The following is a 23100-nucleotide window of genomic DNA, read 5'->3' on the forward strand; positions in this document are numbered from 1 at the left end:
TGTACATTAATAAAGCCATCTCCAGCTCACTTTAAGTAATATTTAATTCTAAATTAGAAAATACTAGAACTCGGCTTCTGGCTTGGGTTCCAGCCTTACGCAATTTCTATCATGCGTTTGAAACGCGCATGAATGACGCGTATGGCGCGACGAAAATAGTGCAAGGCTTATCAGGGGTTGTAATAAGTAAATATAAATTTACCTGAATTTTGCAATTTTTTCGCACGACCCGATTTCCAGAAAAGGAGTTCGATCATGGCTTCGCCCGCCGTTTTGAATGACCACAAGGACCTCGCCGTCGCCGCCGGTACCAACACGGTTGCCGCGCCGGACGGGCGCACGAACTTCCTCGTGGCCGCCAGCAAGGACAACGTTGCCAACTACGCGCGGGAGGGCAACGATCTGGTGGTGAGCTTCAAGAATGGGCAGTCGCTGAAGATCGAAGGCTTCTTCGCGAACGGCGCGCAGTACAACAACCTCGTGCTCGTGCAGGAGGATGGCCGCTGGCTCGTCTCGTTCGACCAGGCCATGGTCGCCGGTGGCGACGGCATTGCCGAGGGCGCGGTGCTCTACGAACCGATCGGCATGAGCACGTCGACCAAGGCCCTGCTCGGCCTGCTGGGTCTCGCGGCAGGCGTGGGCATTGGCGCGGCGGCGGCCGGCGGTGGCGGCGGTGACGGCAATCCCAGTAGCGGCAGTGGCGGCGGCGGTGGCGGCGACGGCGGTACGCCCCCAGGCGGCGGCACGCCTCCGAGCCCGCCCACGGTCACGCCAGTCGGCAACATCATCCCCGGTTCCGGCATGCAGTACACACGCGATGCCGCGCCCATGCTGAGCGGCACGATCTCGCCGCCGAATGGCAGCGTGCTGATTGCGATCGACGGACAGCCGCCGGTCACGGTCACGCCCGATGCCAACGGCAACTGGAGCTATGCGGTACCGCGGCTCGGCGAAGGCACGCACCAGATCGTGCTGACGCACGTGAACCCTGATGGCACCACGAGTACGCCCACCGAAATCAACGTGGTGGTCGATACCATCGTGCCGACCGCACCGACCCTCGACCCGAGTTCGGGCAATGTGCTGACCGGCACCGCCGAAGCCGGCAGCCTGGTCAGCATCGACCTCAATGGCGACGGGCGGCCCGATGCCACCGTCACGGCCGATGCCAATGGCAACTGGCGCTATGCACTGGCCACGCCGCTGGCCAACGGCACCGTGGTGTCCGTGACCGCGAGCGATCTGGCCGGCAACGTAAGCCCGGCTACGGTAGGCACCATCGACGCGGCCGCACCGGGCGCGCCGTTGATCCTGCAAAGCGACACCTCGGCGCTCGCAGGCACCGCGGAAGCCGGCAGCACCATCGACATCGATCTCAATGGCGACGGCACGCCCGATGCCACGGTGGTGGCCGACAACAATGGCAACTGGTCCTACACCATCACCACGCCGATCGCAGCCGGCACGGCTGTAAGCGTGACCGCGAGCGATGCCGCGGGCAACGTAAGCACGCCGTCCACCGCCACGCTCGCGGATGTCACGCCGCCCGGACTGCCGACCATCGCCGCGACCAACGGCAACGTGCTCAGCGGTACCGCCGAGGCCAACGCCACGGTCGGTATCGACCTCGATGGCGATGGCACGATGGACGTGTCCGTCACCGCGACCAACGCCGGCACCTGGACCTACACACCGGCCACGCAGATCGCCAACGGCATTGTCGTGACCGTTACCGCGCTCGATGGCGCAGGCAACGCCAGCCTGCCGGCAAGCGTGACTGTTGACGCATCGCCACCGCCGCCACCGGTGGTCGGCAGCGTGACCGACGACAGAGCGCCCGTCACCGGGCCGCTGGCCGATGGCGCCAGCACCAATGACAACACCCCCACGCTGAGCGGCACCGCCGAAGCGAACAGCACGATCACCATCCTCAACGGCACTGCCGTGGTAGGCACGGTCACGGCAGATACCAACGGAAACTGGTCGTTTACGCCGGGCACCGCGCTGCCCGATGGCACTTACACTCTGACCGTTACCGCGACCGACGCGGTCGGCAATGTCGGCAATCCGAGCGCACCGTTCGGCCTCACCATCGATACTGCCCCGCCGGCCGCGCCGACGATCGCAGCCACCAATGGCGGCACGCTGTCGGGCACCGCGGTCGCGGGCAGTACCGTGGCCATCGACATCAACGGCGATGGCGTGCCCGAAGCCACGGTCACCGCCACCGGTGGTACCTGGACCTACACGCCCGCGCCGCCACTCGCCAATGGCACCGTCGTCACGGTCACCGCGCTCGATGCGGCCGGCAATGCCAGCACGCCGGTCAGCACCACGGTCGATGCGGCCGCGCCTCCCCCACCCGTATTCGTCACCGTCCTCGACAACGTGACGCCAGGCACCGATCCGGTCGCGAGCGGCGGCAGTACCAACGACAACACACCGACGTTCACGGGCACTGCGGAGATTGGCAGCACCGTCAACGTGTACAACGGCACCACGCTGATCGGCACGGCGCTCGTCGATATCAACGGCAACTGGAGCGTGACACCGTCGGCGGGATTGCCCGATGGCACCTATTCGTTCACCGCCACGGCCACCGATCCGCTCGGCAATATCAGCCAGGCGGGTGGACCGTTCGGGCTGACGATCGACATCGCGCCGCCCGCCACACCGGTGATTACGCAGAGCAGCGCCACCACGCTTGCCGGCACCGCGGCGGCGGGCAGCATCATTGCCATCGACCTCAACGGCGACGGCACAGCCGATGCCACGGTCACCGCCACGCCCGGCGGTACGTGGACCTATGCGCCCGGCACACCGTTCCTCGACGGCACTGCAATCAGCGTGACCGCTGTCGACGCCGCCGGCAATGTCAGCCCGCCGGCCACCGTGACGATCGATGCCGCGCCGCCGGCACCGCCGGTGATCGCGTCCGTCACCGACAATGTGGCGCCGACCACGGGCCCGGTCGGCAATGGGACTAGCACCAACGACAACACGCCAACCATTACGGGCACCGCCGAGGCCGGCAGCACCATCAATATCTTCAACGGCACCGCCTTGCTTGGCACCGTGGTGGCCACGGGCGGCAACTGGACCTTCACGCCGCCGGCGGGCCTGCCCGATGGCACCTATACGATCACCGTCACCGCGACCGATGCGGCGGGAAATGCCAGCACGCCCGGCACGCCGTATACCTTCGTCATCGATACCGCCGCACCCGCCGCGCCGTTGATCACCGGCGCCGCCGACAACCAGCTGCCGGTCATCGCGCCGATCACCAACGGCGGCGCGACCAACGACACCACGCCCACGCTCAGCGGTACCGCTGCGGCAGGCACGATCATCAACCTGTACAACGGCACGACGCTACTCGGCACCACCACCGCCGACATCAACGGCAACTGGAGCGTGGCCCCGACCACCGGGTTGACCAACGCCACCTACGCGCTGACGGTGACCGCGACCGACGCGGCTGGCAATGTCAGCGCGCCGAGCATCGTCTACACCATCACCGTCGATACGGCGCCGCCATCCGCGCCTACGGTGAGCGCGACCAACGGCACCACGCTCGCGGGTACGTCCGAGCCGAATGCCACCATCAGCATCGACCTCAACAACGACGGCACGCCCGATGCGACCGTGGTCGCCAACGGCAGCGGCAACTGGTCCTATCTGCCGGCCACGCCGCTGCCCAATGGCACGGTGATCAACGTGACCGCAACCGATGCCGCCGGCAATACCAGCGGCATCGGCACGACCACCGTCGATGGCAGCATCGTCGATACCACCCCGCCCGCCGCGCCCACCATCGCGGCCACCAATGGCATTACGCTGACCGGTACCGCCGAAGCCGGTAGCACCGTCAATCTCGACCTCAATAACGATGGCACCGCCGATGTGAGCGTGCAGGCCAATGGGGCCGGTAACTGGACCTATACGCCCATCACACGACTGCCCGATGGCACCGTGGTCAGCGCCACCGCCACCGACGTGGCCGGCAATACCGGCGCGGCGGGGACGGTCACCGTCGATGGCGCGCCGCCGCCGCAGCCTGCCATCCTCTTTGCGACGGACCCCCGAGGTCCGCTCCTCAGCGGCGGCAGCACCAACGACACCACGCCGACGCTGACCGGCGTTGCCGAGCCCGGCAGCACTGTCACCGTGTACGAAGGTACGACGGCGCTCGGCACCGTGGTCGCCACCGGCGGCACGTGGACGTTCACGCTGCCCACGGGCGCGCTCGATGGCAGCCACACCTACACGGTCACAGCCACCGATGCGGTCGGCAATATCAGCACGCCGAGCAATGGCTATACCGTCGTGGTGGATACCGCCGCGCCCGGCGCGCCGACCATCGCGCCGAGCAACGGCAGCACGCTGACCGGCACCGCCGAAGCAGGCAGCACCGTGAATCTCGATATCAATGGCGACGGCACCGCGGACGCCACCGTCACCGCGACCGGCGGCACGTGGAGCTACACGCCGGGCACGCCGCTCGGCAACGGCACGGTGGTCAACGTTACCGCGACCGATGCGGCCGGCAACACCAGCGTCGCGACCACGCTCACAATCGATCGCGCGGCGCCTGCCGTACCGGTGATCGCGAGCGTCACCGATAACGCCGCGCCAGTCACCGATAACGCCGCGCCAGTCACCGGCCCGATCCTCACCGGCGGCGCGACCAATGACAACACGCCGACGCTGACCGGTACCGCCGAGGCCAACAGCACCATCAACATCTTCAACGGCGCCGCGTTGATCGGCACAGTCACTGCGGGTCCCACCGGCAGTTGGACCTTCACGCCCGCCGCCGGGCTGATCGATGGCACCTATACGCTGACCGCCACCGCGACCGATGCGGTGGGCAATACGAGCGCGCCGACGGCGGTGTTCACCGTGACGATCGATACGGTGCCGCCGGGCACGCCGACCATCGCGCCGACCAATGGCATTGCGCTTTCGGGTACCGCCGATCCGGGCACGCTCGTGCGTATCGACTTCAACGGCGATGGCACCTCGGATGTCACTGTGACCGCCACGCCCGGTGGCACGTGGAGCTTTGCACCCGCACCGCCGCTTGGCAATGGCACCCTGATCACCGTGACCTCGGTCGATGCGGCTGGCAATGTCAGCGCACCAGCGACCACGGCGATCGACTCCGCGCCGCCGGCACCGCCGGTCTTCACGGGGGCGTTCGACGATACCGCGCCCGTCACCGGGACGATCGGCGCGGACGGCGTGACCAACGACAAGACCCCGACGATCACCGGGACCGCGGAAGCCAATAGCACGATCAACCTGTACAACGGCACCACGCTGCTTGGTACCGTGACCGCCAACGGCTCCGGCGTGTGGACCTTCACGCCAACGATCGACCTGCCCGACGGCGTGTACACGGTGACCGCCACGGCTACCGATACGCTTGGCAATGTCGGGGCGCCCAATACCGCGTTCACGTTCACGATCGATACCGCACCGCCGGCGCCGCCGACCATCGCGCCCAGCAATGGCACCGTGATCTCCGGCACTGCCGCCGCAGGCAGCACGATCGCGCTCGATTTCAACGGCGATGGCACCGCCGATGCCACGGTGACCGCCACCGCTGGCGGCACGTGGACTTACACGCCGACCACCCCGCTGCTCAACGGTGTGACGGTGAGCGCCGTGGCCGTCGATGCGGCGGGCAATACGAGCACGCCAACCACCGCGACGATCGATCGCGCGGCACCATTCGCGCCGCTTATCACGGGCGCACTGGACGATGCCGCACCGATCACGGGCCCGATCCTGACGGGCGGCGTGACCAACGACACCACGCCCACGATCTCCGGCACCGCGGAAGCGGGCAGCATCGTTCGTCTCTTCAGCGGCACCACGCTCGTCGGTACGGCGGTGGCCAGTATCACCGGCGCCTGGAGCATCACGCCCTCGCCTGCGCTGCTGGACGGCAACTACTCGCTGACCGCCACCGCGACCGATCCGGCTGGCAACGTCAGCGGCGCGAGCGCGGCGTTCAATGTGGTCATCGACACCACGCCGCCGGCCGCGCCGACCGTGGGCCCGAACAACGGCACCATTGGCTCGGTGCTGAGCGGCACCGCTGCCGTAGGCAGCACGGTCAACCTCGACCTCAATGGTGACGGCACCCCCGATGTGACGGTTGCCGCCACGGCGGGCGGCACCTGGAGCTACACGCTGCTGGCCCCGATCGCCAACGGCATCGTGGTCGGCGTCACGGCGACCGATACCGCTGGCAACGTCAGCGCACCGGCCACGGTCACCATCGATGGCGTAGCACCCGCCACGCCGGTGCTGGTCGGCGTCTCCGACAACACGGCGCCCGTCACGGGCCCGGTGCTCACCGGCGGCAGCACCAACGACACCACGCCGACACTGACAGGCACCGCCGAGCCCAACAGCACGATCAATGTGTTCAACGGCATCGCGTTGCTCGGCACCGTCGTGGCCGATGCGAACGGCAACTGGAGCTTTACGCCAGCCACCGGACTCATCGACGGCACCTACACGCTGACGGTCACGGCCACTGACGCGTCCGGCAATGTCAGCACGCCAACGGGTACGTTCACGCTGATCGTTGATACCGTGGCACCGCCCACGCCGATCATCGCCGCCAGCAATGGGAGCACCGTCACCGGTACCGCCGCGCCGAACAGCACCATTGCGCTCGATCTCAACGGCGATGGCACCGCCGATGCCACCGTGACGGCCAACGGTGCCGGCGTGTGGACCTATACGCCCGCCCCGGCGCTGGCCAATGGCACCACGATCAGCGCGATTGCGATCGATGCCGCCGGCAATGCCAGCGCACCGGCCACCGCAGTCGTCGATGCGGCCCCTCCGCCTGCGCCGATCATCGTCAGCGTGACCGACAACGCCGCGCCCGTCACCGGGCCAGTCCTGACCGGTGGCAGCACCAATGACAACACGCCGACGCTCACCGGCACCGCCGAAGCCAACAGCACCATCAATATCTTCAACGGCGCCGCGCTGCTTGGCACCGTCAACGCCGATATCAACGGCAACTGGACCTTTACGCCGGCCACGGCGCTACCGGATGGCACCTACACGCTGACCGCGACCGCAACCGACGCGGTTGGCAACACTGGCGCGGCAAGCACCGTCTTTACGGTAACGATCGACATCGTGCCGCCAGCAGTCCCGGTGATCGTCGTCAACACTGCCGCCACGCTGAGCGGCACCGCCGATGCGGGCAGCACCATCGGGCTCGATCTGAACAACGACGGGACCGTCGATACCACGGTTGTCGCCAACGCCAGCGGCAACTGGACCTATACGCCGGCCACGCCGTTGGGCAATGGCGTCGTGGTCAACGTCACGGCGATCGATGCGGCCGGCAACAGCAGCACGGCCGCCACCGTCACGATCGATGCCGCGCCACCACCCGCACCGGTGCTCGTGAGCGTGACCGATAACATCGGCCCCGTGCTTGGTCCGGTCCTGACGGGGGGCAGCACCAACGATGGCACGCCCACGCTGGCGGGCACCGCGGAGGCCGGCAGCACGATCAACATCTTCAACGGTGCCACGCTGCTCGGCACCGTCACGGCTACCGGCGGCGTGTGGAGCTTTACGCCGCCCGACGATCTCGCCGATGGCACCTACGCCTTGACCATCACCGCGACCGATGCGGCCGGCAATGTCAGCACGCCGAGCGCGCCGTTCGTCTTGACGATCGACACCGTAGCGCCGCCCCCACCGGTCATTGTCAGCGTGACGGATAACGTTGGCCCGGTCCTCGGCACGGTTGCCCCCGGAGGCTTCAGCAACGACAACACGCCCACGCTCGCGGGCACGGCGGCGGCGGGCAGCACGATCAATATCTTCAACGGCGCCGCGCTCGTTGGCACCGTGAGCGCCGATGCCATCACCGGCGCGTGGACCTTCACGCCCGGCACGGCATTGCCCGACGCCACCTACACCTTTACTGCGGTAGCCGTGGACGCCGCGGGCAACCCGAGCACCGCCAGCGCGAGCTTTGCGGTGACCATCGATACCGCACCGCCGCCCGCGCCGACCATCGCGCTCACCAACGGCACCGCGCTGTCGGGCACCGGTGAGGCTGGCAGCTTCGTCAATATCGACCTCAATGGCGACGGCACCGCCGATGCCACGGTGGGCGTCGATGGCAGCGGCAACTGGTCATATCAACCGGTCACGCCGCTCGGCAACGGCGTGGTGGTGACGGTAACGGGCACCGATCGCGCCGGCAATACCAATCCGACCGGTGCGTCGACCACGGTCAATATCTTCCTCAACGACACCACGCCACCGGCCGTGCCGACGATCGCGGCGACCAACGGCACAGTGCTGGCCGGAACGGCGGAAGCGGGCAGCACGGTCAATATCGATCTGACCGGCGATGGCGTGGCCGATGTATCGGTCACCACCACTGCCGGTGGGGCGTGGACCTATACGCCGCCCACGCGTCTCGGCAATGGCATCGTCGTCAGCGTTACCGCCACCGATGGCGCGGGCAATACGAGTCCGCCGGCGTCCACCATCGTCGACGCCGCGCCGCCCGCCGCGCCGGTGCTGCTCACCGTGACCGATGACGTGGCACCGACACTCGGGCTCGTCCTTGCCAACGGCGTGACCAACGACACCACGCCCACGCTGACGGGCACGGCCGAGGCCGGCAGCCTCGTCAATATCTTCAACGGTGCCACGCTGCTCGGCACCGTCACGGCTACCGGCGGCGTGTGGACCTTTACGCCGCCCGCGCTGATCGATGGCACCTATACGATCACCACTACCGCGACCGATGCGGTCGGCAACACCAGCGTGGCGAGCGGCGGCTTTACGTTCCGCGTGGATACCACCGCGCCCGCGTTGCCGACGGTCGGGGCCAGCAACGGCACCACGCTGAGCGGCTCGGCCGAGGCCGGCAGCATCGTCGGCCTCGATTTCAACGGCGATGGCGTGGCCGATGCCACGGTCACCGCGACGGTGGGCGGCACGTGGACTTACACACCGACCGTCCCGCTGGTCAATGGCACCGTGGTTGCCGTGACCGCGACCGATGCGGCCGGCAACGTGAGCGCGCCCGCGGGCACGATCATCGATCGTCTTGCGCCGGCGGCACCGTTCCTTCTCCTCGTGAACGACGATGTCGCGCCGCTGACGGGCAGTATCGCGCCGGGCAGCCGCACCAATGACACCACGCCCACGCTTATCGGCACCGCCGAGGCCGGCAGCACCATCAGCGTGTTCAATGGGGCGACGCTGCTTGGTACCACGGTCGCCGATATCAATGGCAACTGGACGTTCACCACGCCTGCGCTCTCCAACGGCGCTTACGCACTGACCCTCACCGCCACCGATGCGGTGGGCAATATCAGCACGGCGACCGCGCCGTACGGCTTTATCGTCGATACCATCGCGCCGGTGGCGCCGGTCATCACGCGGGCCAGCGGAACCACGCTCACCGGTACGGCCGAGGCGGGCAGTGCAGTAGGGATCGATCTCAACGGCGATGGCGTGGCCGATGTCACCGTTACCGCCACAGTGGGCGGCACTTGGTCGTTCTCGCCGTCGCCGGCGCTTGGCAATGGCATCGTGATTGGCGTGACCTCGACCGATGCGGCTGGCAATGCCAGCCCACGCGTCACCGCGACCGTCGATGCGCTGGCGCCCACGGTGCCGGTCATCAATACCGTGGTGGACAACGTGGCACCGGTGGTCGGCAATCTGGCGAGTGGCGCCAGCACCAATGACACCACACCGACGCTCAACGGCACCGGCGAGATCGGTGCGCTGATCAGCGTATTCAATGGCGCCACGTTGCTCGGCACCACGCTGGTCGATGGCACCGGCAACTGGAGCTTCACACCGACCGCGCTGGCCAACGGCACCTATGCGCTGACGGTGACCGCTACCGATGCGTCGGGCAATGTGAGCGTGCCGACCGCGGCGTTCAATGTCACCATCGATACCGTTGCGCCGACTGTCACCACGGCGATCACCACGATCACCGATGACACCGGGACGGTGGGTGACTGGGTCACCGGCGATACCACGCCGATTGTCGGGGGCACGCTGAGCGCGGCGCTCGGCGCGGGCGAGGTGCTGCAAGTGAGCCTCAACGGCGGCACCACGTGGACCAATGCGATCGTCACCGGTAATACATGGCAGTGGTATGCGCCCGGCGTGCTGGCCGATGGTGGCTATACCATCAGCACGCGCGTGGTCGATGCGGCCGGCAATATCGGCGGCATCGCTAGCCAGGCGCTGACAATCAACCAGGCCGTCGCGCCGTCGGTTGCCGTGCGCGATGCCGGTGGGTTGCTCGGCATCGCCGATGCCAACGTGCTTGGGCTGATCGAGCTGGGCCAGCAGCAGTTCTTCGCGGCGAGCGATTACAACGACAATATCCGGCAGGTCACGCTGTCGTTCGGTGGCGTGGTGGATCTGCTGGCACTGCAGACGCTCAATGGCAATCAGGCGCTTGCGGCCGAGCTGGGGCTGCGCTTCACGGTGGTCAACAACCCCGGCTTGCTTGGCATTGGCGCATCGTCGGTGCTGACCGTGACCTCGCTGGATGGCGGGCCGATCGACAACCTGCACCTCAACGAGTTTCTGGGGTCGGTAACGCTGAGCAGTGGGTTGCTTGGGATCAATGTGGGGCTGCTGAACTCGCTGTCGATCTCCGCCACCGATACCACCGGGCTGACGTCGACTTCCACCGCGAGCCAGTTGCTCAGCGCCGGGGTGCTGGCCAACCTGCTGGGCGGCACGCAACCGTCGGCGATCATCGAAGGCACCACGGCGGCGAACACGCTCAACGGCAGCGCCGGCGATGACCGCATGTATGGCTATGCGGGCAACGACACGCTGAACGGCGGCGGCGGCAACGATCTGCTGCGCGGCGGCGCGGGTAACGACACGCTCAATGGCGGCGCGGGCAACGACATCCTGATCGGCGGCAGTGGCAACGACACGCTGACCGGTGGCACCGGTGGCGATGTGTTCCTGTGGGAGGTCGGCGCCGCCGACAACACCGGCGGAAACGGCAGCGACGTCATCACCGATTTCGTGGTGGCAACCGGACCCAACCAGCCCGGCGCGGACCGAATCGATATATCGGCACTGCTGGTCGGATACACGGCCGATGCCGATGGTCCCGCGCATTACGTCAACGGCGTGGCCACCATCGACGCCGGCGACTCGATCCGCAACTTCCTGAGCGTGACCAACGTCAACGGCAACACCGTCATCGCCATCGACCGCGACGGCACTGGCGCGGCCTTCGCGTCGCAGACGCTGGTCACGCTGAATAACGTGACGACCAACCTGGAGACACTACTGGCGAACCACCAACTGGTGGTGTGAGTGTGATTTGCTCCCCGCTCCGCGTGGGAACGGGCCACACCGGTGACGCATCAAACGCCGTCGGTTTGCTCCCCGCTCGGCGTGGGAACGGGCCACACCGGGGGGCGCGTCAAACGCCGTCGGTTTGCTCCCCGCTCCGCGTGGGAACGGGCCACACCGGTGACGCATCAAACGCCGTCGGTTTGCTCCCCGCTCCGCGTGGGAGTGGGCCACACCGGTGGCGCATCAAACGCGGTTGGTTTGCTCCCCTCTCCCCTTGGGGAGAGGGGCCGGGGGAGAGGGGTATTGATCTCACTCCAGTGTTTTCTCCCCTCTCCCCTTGGGGAGAGGGGCCGGGGGTGAGGGCAGCCACCCTTAACTAACCGATATCAACAAGACAATTGCCCAACATCCGTCCAACCGGTATCAACCCAAAACATGCAGCAATCTGCTGCGCGCTAGCGCTGGCATCGGCCACGGCAACCGCCGCCCCACCGGAGCTGATGCTATCGCCGCTGGCATCGCCCCCACCTTCCCCGATAGCCGACACCAGTGGCATGCGCCACATCCAGATGCAGGGCATCGGCATCCGTGAAGCCATCGGTCTCGCCATCTCCCGACACCCCGACATCAGCCGCGCCAACGCCGTGATCGCGCAAAGCAACTCGGAGATCGCCGTAGCCAAGGCCGCGTGGTACCCCAAGCTCGAATACGGCGTGCGCCCCGGCTACGGCGCCACCTACGGCACTGGCGGCAATCTCGCCGGCGTCCGCGGTTCGCTCGGCGTGAGCCAGCTCGTGTACGACTTCGGCAAGACCCAGAGCCGCATCGCGGCAGCCGATGCCCAATTGAACCGCAACCGGCATCTGCTCACCGACACCATGGAAACCATCGCGCAAAACACCGCCGCGACGTTCGTCGAGCTGGCCGCCAGCCAGGAGATCGTGGCCGCGGCACAAAGGCAGGTAGACGCCCTCACCGCCACGCGCAGCAAGATCGGCGATCGCGTCCGCGCGGGCCTGTCCGTCAACTCGGACCGCAATATGGCCGACATCGCGATCCAGCGCGCGAAATCCGACCAGCTCCGCGCGCGCAGCCGTTTCGACGTGGCGGCCTCGCGTCTGGCCGAGCTCATCGGCATCAAGCCCGAGCAGGTCGAAGACCTCACCGGCACTAACGGCGACATCAACCAGCTCGGCGACGAGATGGGTACCGTAGAGCAAACGCCCGCGGTACTGGCCGCAGGCGCAGCCGTCGAAGCCGCCCAGGCCCACGTCTCGCAGGCCCAGGCCGAGCAGTACCCCTCGGTGAGCGTGGGCGTCAGCCGCACGGTCTCAACCGGTCCCTCCAGCGCGTACGACGACACCTGGGTTGGCGTGTCGATCTCCGGCGACTTCTCGCTGGGCCGCCTCAACCAGCACCGCATCGCCGCCGCGCAGGCCGAACGCCGCGCCGCGCTCGACGCGCTCGACAATCAGCGCCTGATCGCCCGCACCGCCTTGCGCGCGTCGTCCACCGAAGCCGCCGGCGCGATTGCGCGCAAGGACAGCTACGAGCAGATGATCACCCTGCTGCGCGCCTCGCGCGATCTGTACTGGCAGGAATACATCCTCAACAAACGTACCCTGACCGACGTCCTGAACCCCGAGCGCGAGATCTTTATCGCCGAGCAGGAATGGGTCAGCGCCATGGCCGACGCCACCGTCGCACGCGTGCGCGCGCACGTCGCAGTCGGCCGCTTCGTCGATCTGCTGCGCGAGCAGGAACTGGGAGTCGACACCGCCCCAGAAACGAGAGCGAGAGCCAAACCATGAGCGCCATTCCCGAACCGACGCCAGCGGAGACGCCAGAAGCAGACGGCGCCCCCCTCGAACGCTGGACCGAGGCCATCCTGATGGCCGCGCGCCATCTTGGCCTCACCAATTCGCCCGAACTGATCCGCGGTGCCTCCGCCTGGGCCGACCGCGCCGACGGCGAGCGCACGGTGATCGAAATGGCCGCCGCCGCCGGCATCACCGCGCAGTTCGCCGACGTGAGGCCACAAGACCTGTCGGACGTCCTGCTGCCCGCATTGGTGCCCATCGACGACCGCCACGTCGGCCTGATCGTCTCGGTATCGCACGGCAAGGCGATGGTGCAACTCGCCACCGATGGCGGCAGCGTCGAACGCACGCCGTTGCTCGAATCGCTCCTGCGCCCCGGTCACCAAGGAAAACTCCGCGTTCTGCTGCTACGCGAGCGCGAAACCCAACGCAGCGACCGCCTCGACGCGTATATCGCCATGCAGCCCAAATCGTGGCTGGCCGGCGCATTCACCGCCAACTGGCGCACCATGCTCGAACTCGGCCTCGGTTCGCTGTTCGGCAACCTGCTCGCGGTCGCCACCTCGCTATTCGCCATGCAGGTATGGGACCGTGTGGTCCCGGCACGTTCGACCAACACACTGTGGGTACTGACCGCCGGCGTCGCGCTCGCATTAGTGCTGGAACTCGCCATCCGTACCGCACGCGTAGCCATCGCCGATCATTTCGGCAAACAGGTCGACCTCAAGCTGTCCGCCATGTTCTTCGCCCGCGTGCTCGATATCCGCAACGACGCGCGCCCGCAATCCCCCGGCACGCTGATCTCGCAACTACGCGACCTCGAGCAACTGCGCGAACTGCTCACGTCGAGCTCGCTAGGCGTGTTGATCGACCTGCCCTTCGTGGTCGCGTTCCTGTTCATCATCTGGCTGCTGGGCGGCTGGCTCGTGCTGGTGCCATTGGTGGCCATTCCGCTGCTGATCCTGCCCGGCCTGCTCGCGCAGTTTCCACTCGCGCGCCTGTCCACCGAGGGCATGGCCGAATCCGCGCTACGCAACGCGATTCTGATGGAATCGATCTACCGCGCCGAGGACATCAAGTCCCTGCAGGCGGAACCCCGCTTTCGCAAGCTGTGGCAACACGTCAACGAGGTCAATGGCGAGATCGGACTCAAGCAACGCTTTATCGCCGGAATGCTCGTCAACTTCTCGCAAACCATCCAGCAGGTGGCGTATATCGGCGTGATCGTGGGCGGCGTGTATGGCATTCTCGACGGCAACCTGTCGTTCGGCGCGGTGCTGGCATGCTCGATCCTCACCAGCCGCACCATCGCCCCGCTCTCGCAGATTCCAGCCGTGCTGGGCCGCATCCAGAACGCGCGCGTCGGCAAGAAGGCGTTGGACAAACTACTCGATCTGCCACTCGACCATGAACCCGGCAACGATGCCTACCATCGTCCCGCGCTGGTCGGCCGCTATCGCTTCGAAAGCGTGGTCTACGGTTTCGACCCACAAGAGAAGCCCGCGCTCGTGATTCCGCAGTTGCGCATCGAACCGGGCGAACGCATCGCGATTCTCGGCCGCGTGGGCGCCGGCAAATCGACCCTGCTGCGGCTGATGGCCGGTCTGGCCACGCCGGTGCAAGGGCGCGTGATGTTCAACGAAACGCCGATGGGCCTGATCGACACCGCCGACATCCGCCGCGATGTCGGCGTGGTCATGCAGGAATCGAACCTGTTCTACGGCACGCTGCGCGACAACCTGCGCATCGCCGATCCGCTCGCTACCGACGAGGCATTGCTGGAAGCGCTGCATCTCGCCTGCGCGGACCAGATGCTGTTGAACCAGCCGCATGGGCTCGACCTGCGCATCCGCGAGAATGGCGTGGGTCTCTCGGGCGGCCAGCGTCAGGCGGTGGTACTGGCACGCACGCTGCTGCGCGCACCCAATGTGCTGCTGCTCGACGAACCGACCGCATCGCTCGATGAAGCCACCGAACACAGCATCATCGAACGCGTGGGCGGCTGGCTTGGCAATCGCACGCTGGTAGTGGCGACGCATCGCTACGCAGTGCTGGCTCTGGTCGATCGCATGATCGTGCTGGACGGCGGCCGCATTGTGCGCGACGGCCCCAAGGATGACGTGCTGGCCAGCCTGCGGCGCAACGCCGCCTCGCCCGCCGCGCATATGCGGCCGGCATCGGCTACGGGAGGTGCGATATGAACACGTACACGATGTGGATGCGTACAGGCCGCCACCATGCCAGCGGCCCTCGCTACCTGCTGTGGCTGATCATCGGCGCGCTGGCCATCTTCCTGATCTGGGCCGGTTTCGCGCAGCTCGATGAGGTAGCGGTCGGCGAAGGCAAGGTGACGCCAGCGTCGAAGGGCCAGATCATCCAAAGCCTTGAAGGCGGCATCGTGTCGGACCTCGCCGTGCGCGAGGGCGATGTGGTGCAGGCCGGCCAGCAACTGGCCACGCTCGATCCGGTGCTGGCACGCTCGTCGATGGAAGAAGCCCTCGAGAAGATCGTCGCGCTTCAGGCACGCGCGGCGAGGTTGCAGGCCGAAATGAACGATGCACCGAGCGTGAAATTCCCGGCCGAACTGGCGAAGGAGCAGGCGGTCGTCGAACGCGAACGACAGGCCTTCGACACCAACCGCCGCGCGTTTCGCGACAACGTCGGGAATTTGCAGAAGCAGTTGAAGCTGGCGCAGGACGAGTTGCAGATTGCATTGCCGCTGCTGCGCACGGGCGCCACCAACGAGGTGGAAATCCTGCGTCTGCGGCAGAAGGTGGCCGAACTCTCGACCAAGCTGTCGGCCACCTCGAGCGAGTACTACGTCGCGCTGAAATCCGACTACGCCACCACGATGGGAGATCTCGGCCCGCTGCTCAAGGTGCGCGAGGGCCGCGCCGACCTGCTGCGGCGCACGGCCATCACGTCGCCATCGCGCGGCATCGTCAAGGACATCCGCATCTCGACCATCGGGGGCGTGGTGAGTCCGGGCGGTGTGCTGATGGAAATCGTGCCCCTCGGTGACCAATTGCTTGTGGAAGCACGGCTGAGCCCGCGCGACATTGCCTTTATCCATCCGGGCCAGGCCGCCACGGTCAAGATTTCGGCGTACGAGTCATCGGTGTACGGCACGCTGCCCGCCAAGGTGGACCGCATCTCGCCAGACACGATCGAAGACCAGGTCGACAAGCGCGTCTACTATTACCGTGTGTACGTGCTGACTGATCACGCCTATCTGGAAACGAGCGATGGCAAGCGGCACCCGATCCTGCCGGGGATGGTCGCCACCGCTGAAATCCAGACCGGTCACCGCACGGTGTTGCAGTACCTGTTGAAACCGCTGAACCGCGCGGCCGAAGCCTTGCGCGAGCGGTGAGTTGCCTCACCCCCAACCCGCCAACACCTTGTCCAGCGTAATCGGATACTCCCGCACCCGTACGCCACACGCGTTGTACACCGCGTTGGCTACGGCGGCCCCGACCCCGCAGATACCCAGTTCGCCAACGCCCTTGGCCTTCATCGGCGACGACATCGGGTCCACCTCATCGAGGAAAATCACCTCCTGGTGAGGAATGTCTGCATGCACGGGCACCTCGTATCCGGCGAGGTCGTGGTTGACGAAGAACCCGCGTCGCTTGTCGATCGCCAGTTCTTCCATCAGCGCCGCTCCCACCCCCATCGTCATCGCGCCAATTACCTGACTGCGCGCCGACTTCGGATTGAGGATCCGCCCCGCCGCGCAGACCGCGAGCATCCTCCGTACCCGAATCTCACCGGTGGCGGAATCCACGCCGACCTCGACAAAGTGCCCGCCGAACGTTGACTGCTGATACTTCTTGCCGAGGTCGCCATACTCCATCGTGTCCTCGCCAACGAGCTCGCCATCGGAAGCCACGGAAGTCAGCGGCACCGTGCGACCACCGGACGACACCTGCCCATTGGCAAACACCGCATCGCCCGCATTGAGCCCCGCGCGCTTCGCCACCGCCTCACGCAACTTGACGCACGCCGCGTACACGCCGGCCGTCGAGCTATTGCCGCCCCACTGACCACCCGACCCAGCGGACACCGGATAAGACGAATCCCCAAGCCGCACCGCCACTTTCTCGATCGGCACACCCAGCATTTCCGCCGCGGTCTGCGCGATGATCGTGTAGCTGCCGGTGCCGATGTCGGTCATATCGGTCTCGACGATCACCATGCCCGAACGATCGAGCTTCACGCGCGCGCCGGACTTCATCACGAGGTTGTTGCGAAACGCCGCCGCCACGCCCATACCGACCAACCACTGCCCGTCGCGCACCGACCCCGGCTGCGCCTTGCGCGCGCTCCAGCCAAAGCGCTCCGCACCCCGGCGCAGGCATTCATTGAGCTGGCGTTGCGAGTACGGCCGCTGCGGATGTTCCGGATCGACCTGCGTGTCATTGGCCACGCGCAGCGCGATCGGATCCATCTTGAGTTTCTCGGCCAGCTCATCCATGGCGATCTCCAGCGCCATCAAACCCGGCGCCTCGCCGGGGGCGCGCATCGCGTTGCCCTCTGGCAGATCGAGCGTCGCGAGCCGCATTGCCGTCATGCGATCCGCGCCCGCATACAGCAGACGGGTCTGTTGCACGGCCGTCTCTGGCCCACCGCCGGGCAGATCGCCCGACCAGCTCTCGTGCCCGATGGCCGTGATCTTGCCGTCCGGCGTGGTCCCAATGCGAATGCGCTGAATCGTCGCGGGCCGGTGCGTGGTGTTGTTCATCATCATCGGCCGGGTCAGCGCGACCTTCACCGGTCGCTTGGCCGCCCGCGCGCCCAACACCGCAAGCAGGCATTCCGCGCGAAGAAACAGCTTGCCGCCAAACCCGCCGCCGATAAACGGCGAGATGATGCGCACTTTCTCTTTGGGAATGTTCAACGTGGCGGCCATATCCTGCACGCCCCAGTCGACCATCTGGTTCGCAGTCCAGATCGTCACCTTGTCGCCCTCCCATGCGGCCAGCGAGGCATGCGGTTCCATCATCGCGTGCGACTGGTCGGGCGTGGTGTAGATCGCGTCGAGCTTGACCGGTGCCTTGGCAAAGGCCTCGACGAAATTGCCCACCGCGGTGTCAGGTTCGTCGGACTTGGGCTTGACCGCGTTGGTGCGCGCATTGTGCAGATCGAATGCACCGGGCTTGGCGTCGTACTGCACGCGTACGAGGTTGGCCGCCGCCCGGGCCTGCTCGAAGGTATCGGCCACCACCAGTGCCACCGCCTGATGGTAGTGCTGGATCTCGGGTCCGCCGAGCAGCGCGGCGGTATTGCGCTTGCCCTTGCCAAGCTTGCCGGCGTTCTCGGCCGTAACGATCGTGATCACGCCCGGAGCACGGCGGGCCTCGGCGAGGTCCATCGACACGATGCGACCCTTGGCGATACCGGCATGCACGACGTAGCCGTAAGCGGGATGCGCCGCCACATCGTGGCGTTCATACGCATACGGCGCCGTGCCGCACGCTTTCATCGGTCCGTCGATGCGATCGAGTGGCTGGCCAACTACCTGCAGGCGGTCGATCGGATTGTCGGTAGCGGGGGAATCGAATTTCATGGCTCAGCTCCTCGCTTGCGTCAGGACGGCCGCCAGCGTGCGCTGGGCCAGCAGGATCTTGAAGCGGTTCTCTTCGGTCGGCATCGCCTCAGCGAACAGGCGGTCGCTTACCACCTTTGCCCCGCGCGGCAACTCCGCCTCGGCGGCCTCCACGCGCCAGGGCTTGGGTGCCACCCCGCCGAGCGCCACGCGCCCGGTGCCATCGCGCTGCACGATCGCGGCCACCGATACCAGCGCAAACGCATACGATGCGCGGTCGCGTACCTTGCGATAGATCTGCGCCCCACCGAGCGGCGCGGGCAGTGTCACCGCAGTGATCAGCTCGCCCGGTACCAGCGTGGTCTCGGCCTGCGGCGTGTTGCCTGGCAGGCGATGCAGATCCACGATAGGAATCACGCGCCGCGTGCCATCGGCACGCACCGTCTCTACGCTGGCGTCGAGCACGCGCATGGCCACCGCCATATCGCTGGGATGCGTGGCGATGCACGACTGGCTGCCGCCGACGACCGCCAGTTGCCGGCTTACGCCGCCCAGCGCGCTACACCCGCTGCCGGGCTGGCGCTTGTTGCACGGCTGATTGGTGTCATAGAAATACGGGCAACGCGTGCGCTGGAGCAGATTGCCAGCGGTAGTCGCCCGGTTGCGCAATTGTCCGGATGCGCCGGCCAGCAACGCGCGCGACAGCACGCCGTAGTCGCGCCGCACACGCGAGTCCGCGGCCAGATCGGTATTGCGCACCAGCGCGCCGATGCGTAGCCCGCCCTGCGGCGTCGCTTCGATCTTGTCGAGGCCGAGCCCATTCACGTCGATCAGATGCGCGGGCTGTTCGATCTCGAGCTTCATCAGGTCAAGCAGATTAGTGCCGCCAGCGATAAAGCGCGCGCCCGGCGTACGCTCGGCGGCCGCGGCCGCTGCGGCGGGACTCTGCGCGCGTTCGTAGGTAAAGGCTTTCATGTGCGGCTCCCTCCGGTCGTGACCGGGGTTGCGTTCGCAGCCTCCACGATCGCTTCGATGATGTTCGAGTACGCGCCACAGCGGCAGATATTGCCGCTCATACGCTCGCGGATCTCGGCCTCGGTCAGTTGCGGGCGCGCGGTCAGGCTGGCGCTGACATGGCTGGGGATGCCGGCGCGAATCTCGTCGAGCACCGCCACCGCCGAACAGACCTGCCCGGGCGTGCAGTAGCCACATTGATAACCGTCATGCCTGACGAACGCGCGCTGCATCGGGTGCATGCGCTGCGGCGTGCCGAGACCTTCGACGGTCGTCACCTTCGCGCCCTCATGCATGATGGCCAGCGTGAGGCACGAGTTGATGCGCCGCCCATCGAGGTGCACCGTGCAGGCACCGCACTGGCCGTGGTCGCAGCCTTTCTTGGTACCGGTCAGATGCAGATGCTCGCGCAGTGCGTCGAGCAGCGTGGTACGGGTATCGAGGTCGAGCGTAACGCGCTGCCCGTTGACCTCGAGCGTGACTTGAGACATTGAGGGTTGACTCCTGATGGCGGGGGCGGCTGGCGCGGCGGGCGTGCCCTGAGCGGAAGCCAAAGGCGGAATCGCCGCTGCGGTTGCCGCCGTGGCACTCGCCTTCAGCAGGTCACGCCGCGTAAGCGTGAAAACGTTGACGTCGTCCATTGTTCGTATCCTTCTTCCAGACGGAGATCGATCGGAACAGATGGCTTGCCGGGCGTTTGTGGGGAGGGAGATCAGGCGGACAGTCCTGGCCGGCAAGGCCAAAACATGGAGATACGCAAGAAGCGTGCGGGGACGAACATCACCGCGATTGGGGGGAGAGGGCCTCCCCCCGTCGGTAAAAATTACTGCGCCGTACGATGAATCGACAACGGCCCAAACGACTGCGTCACCGGCATCAACTCGATCACGTTGATATTCACACGCGCCGGCAGCGTCGTCGCCCAGAACACGGTTTCCGCAATATCGTCAGGCGTCAGCGCATCGGCGCCCTCATACACCTTGGACACCCGCGACTCATCGCCGCCAAACCGCACGGCCGAAAACTCAGTGCCACCCACCAAACCCGGCGCCACGTCCGTCACGCGCACCTTCGTGCCCGTCAAATCCGCGCGCAGGTTCAGCGAGAACTGGCGCACAAACGCCTTGGTACCGCCGTAAGCATTGCCACCCGGATACGGATACTCACCGGCGGTCGAGCCAATATTGACCACATGCCCGCGATTGCGCGACACCATGCCCGGCAGCACCGCGCGCGTCATGTACATCACGCCCTTGATATTGGTGTCGACCATCTGATCCCACTTGTCGAGATCCGCCGCCTGCGCGGGCTCCAGCCCAAGCGCGAGGCCCGCGTTGTTCACCAGCAGATCGATCTCGGCAAACGGCGCCGGCAGCGCGTCGATCGCGGCCTGCACCGCATCGCGGTCACGCACGTCGAGCACCAGCGGCAACACCTTGTCGCGGCCAAGCTCGTCCGCCAGTGCATCGAGTCGTTCCTGACGCCGGCCCGCGGCGATCACGCGATGACCCGCGGCAACGAAGCGTCGTGCGATGGCGATGCCGAATCCTGCCGTGGCGCCCGTGACTAGTACATTCATATCCGTTTCCTGCTGTGCTTGTAGTGGTGGAAATTCACGCATCGCCCTCCTTCACGTACTGCGCGATGCCGTTACCGAACGACCAGTCCTCGCGGCCATTCGGCGACAACTGGATCTGGACGTCCTCCCGCCGCAGTCCCGGGCTGCGCGCGAGGCGATCAGCCACGGCCCGATACAGCGCCTGCTTGGTCTGCGTGTCCCGCCAGTTGCTCTGCAGGATATTGATGAAGACCACGTCGTCGCTGCGGTGTACGCCGAGATAGTCGGCATCGTAGATGAATTCGTCACGATCGTGCTGATGGATCAACTGAAAGCGGTCGTCGACGGGCACATGGAAGGTCTCGACCAGCGCCTCGTGGACGCCGTCGGCGATGGCGCGGACATAGGCGGGCGACTTGCCCTTGAGCAGGGAGATGCGAACGAGCGGCATGGTGGACTCCTTGATGGACGTGGTTGACGTTCCCAAGATAGCCGCCAATAATGGTTCTGAAAATCAGAAATATTCAAAGCATCACTTTCGTTTTATCGAATCATTCCTACGTGCCACCATCCCATCATGACGCGCACCAACCTCGACATGGATGTTCTGCGGACGTTCGTCACCGGCTTCGAACTCGGCAGCTTCGCGCGGGCGGCGGACCGACTGGGCCGCTCACAGTCGGCCATCAGCACGCAGCTCCGCAAGCTCGAAGACCAGATCGGCCTGCCGCTGGTGCGGAAATCGGGCCGCGGGCTGGCGCTGACGCCCGCGGGCGAGGCGCTGCTCAGCTACGCGCGGCGCATGCTCGAGCTCAACGACGAGGCCGTGGACACCGTGCGCGGCGCCGATCTGGAAGGCTGGGTGCGACTGGGCTTGCCACAGGATTTCGCCGACTCGCTGCTACCGGCGGTGCTGGGTCGCTTTGCCCGCGCCCATCCGAAGGTCCGCGTCGAGGTTCAGGTCGATCGCAGCGTGCCGCTGGCCGAAAAGACCTTGCGCGGCGAACTGGACATGGCGCTGGTGTGGGGCGATGGCATCGACATGCCGAACTTCCCGAATGGCGAGCGCGTCGCCGACGTGCCGATCGTGTGGGCAGGCACGCCTGAGTGGGTCACGCACCGGCTCGCGGCGCCAGCCGAACCATTGCCGCTGATCGCCTTCGTACCGCCCTGCACGTTCCGGGCAGCCGGCATTGCCGCGCTCGATGCCGCCGGCATGCCCTGGCGACTGGCGTTCACGAGCCCAAGCCTGTCCGGCCTATGGGCCGCCGCCGAAGCCGGCCTCGGCGTCACGCCACGCACCCGCGTCAGCCTGCCGCCCAACCTGACCGCCCTGGACCCCCGCGCGACGGGCCTGCCGCCACTCCCCACCGCCCCCCTCTCCCTACACCGCGCCGAAGCCGACCCCAGCGCCGCCGTACAACGGCTAACCACCATCGTCCTCGAAACCGTCCACGAAGCCCTGAGCAGCCCAGCAGCCGCGTTCGCCCAGCTCCCTTGAGGGAAACGCCGCAGGTCAACGCCGGCGCAAACGCATCGCATGCCAGCAGATTCCCCTCTCCCTTGAGGGAAACGCCGCAGGCCAACGCCGGCGTAAACGCATCGCATGCCAGCGGTTTGCTCCCCTCTCCCTTGAGGGAGACGCCGCAGATCAACGCCGGCGTAAACGCATCGCATGCCAGCGGATTCCCCTCTCCCTTGAGGGAAACGCCGCAGGTCAACGCCGGCGCAAACGCATCGCATGCCACCGGATTCCCCTCTCCCTTGAGGGAAACGCCGCAGGTCAACGCCGGCGCAAACGC

At 66.4% G+C, this 23100-nt stretch carries 10 protein-coding genes; 5 read left to right on the plus strand and 5 right to left on the minus strand.

Annotated features, from left to right (window positions below):
* Positions 1-255 precede the first annotated feature (255 nt).
* The 4 genes from LDO41_RS06550 (at position 256) to LDO41_RS06565 (ending at position 16551) form a co-directional block, all read left to right on the plus strand.
* Positions 256-11376 carry an Ig-like domain-containing protein gene (locus tag LDO41_RS06550; RefSeq protein WP_223983458.1) on the plus strand — a complete coding sequence of 3707 codons (11121 nt, stop codon included), beginning with the start codon at positions 256-258 and terminating at the stop codon, positions 11374-11376.
* A gap of 536 nt (positions 11377-11912) precedes the next feature.
* Entirely contained in the window at positions 11913-13169 is a 1257-nt protein-coding gene (locus LDO41_RS06555; RefSeq protein WP_223983460.1) for a TolC family protein, read from the plus strand.
* Positions 13166-15379: a type I secretion system permease/ATPase gene (locus tag LDO41_RS06560; protein WP_223983463.1), complete on the plus strand. Its 2214-nt coding sequence runs from the start codon at positions 13166-13168 to the stop codon at positions 15377-15379. The genes LDO41_RS06555 and LDO41_RS06560 overlap by 4 nt, the downstream gene beginning before the upstream one ends.
* Positions 15376-16551, plus strand: a complete 1176-nt coding sequence (locus LDO41_RS06565; RefSeq protein WP_223983466.1) for an HlyD family efflux transporter periplasmic adaptor subunit — start codon at positions 15376-15378, stop codon at positions 16549-16551. The genes LDO41_RS06560 and LDO41_RS06565 overlap by 4 nt, the downstream gene beginning before the upstream one ends.
* A 6-nt stretch (positions 16552-16557) precedes the next feature.
* Here LDO41_RS06565 and paoC read toward each other — a convergent pair whose 3' ends face one another.
* From paoC to LDO41_RS06590, 5 genes are all read right to left on the minus strand, one after another.
* Positions 16558-18747, minus strand: coding sequence for an aldehyde oxidoreductase molybdenum-binding subunit PaoC (paoC, locus tag LDO41_RS06570; protein ID WP_223983467.1), 2190 nt, complete (start codon positions 18745-18747; stop codon positions 16558-16560).
* Between the two features lie 3 nt (positions 18748-18750).
* The gene (locus LDO41_RS06575) at positions 18751-19701 is read right to left on the minus strand and encodes an FAD binding domain-containing protein (RefSeq protein ID WP_223983469.1); all 951 of its coding nucleotides are present in this window, start codon (positions 19699-19701) and stop codon (positions 18751-18753) included.
* Positions 19698-20381, minus strand: a complete 684-nt coding sequence (gene paoA / locus LDO41_RS06580; protein ID WP_223983471.1) for an aldehyde dehydrogenase iron-sulfur subunit PaoA — start codon at positions 20379-20381, stop codon at positions 19698-19700. Before paoA ends, LDO41_RS06575 begins: the two co-directional genes overlap by 4 nt.
* A 182-nt stretch (positions 20382-20563) precedes the next feature.
* Complete coding sequence (locus tag LDO41_RS06585; protein ID WP_223983473.1) at positions 20564-21319, minus strand: SDR family NAD(P)-dependent oxidoreductase; 756 nt, start codon at positions 21317-21319, stop codon at positions 20564-20566.
* 34 nt (positions 21320-21353) lie between these two features.
* On the minus strand, positions 21354-21749 hold the full coding sequence (locus LDO41_RS06590; RefSeq protein WP_223983475.1) for a tautomerase family protein: 396 nt from the start codon (positions 21747-21749) through the stop codon (positions 21354-21356).
* A gap of 126 nt (positions 21750-21875) precedes the next feature.
* Between LDO41_RS06590 and LDO41_RS06595 the strand changes: the two genes are divergently transcribed.
* Entirely contained in the window at positions 21876-22799 is a 924-nt protein-coding gene (locus LDO41_RS06595) for a LysR substrate-binding domain-containing protein (RefSeq protein ID WP_223983477.1), read from the plus strand.
* The last annotated feature ends 301 nt before the right edge of the window (positions 22800-23100 follow it).

The sequence above is a fragment of the Cupriavidus pampae genome, from assembly GCF_914271485.1.
In the GTDB taxonomy this organism is placed as follows: domain Bacteria; phylum Pseudomonadota; class Gammaproteobacteria; order Burkholderiales; family Burkholderiaceae; genus Cupriavidus; species Cupriavidus pampae.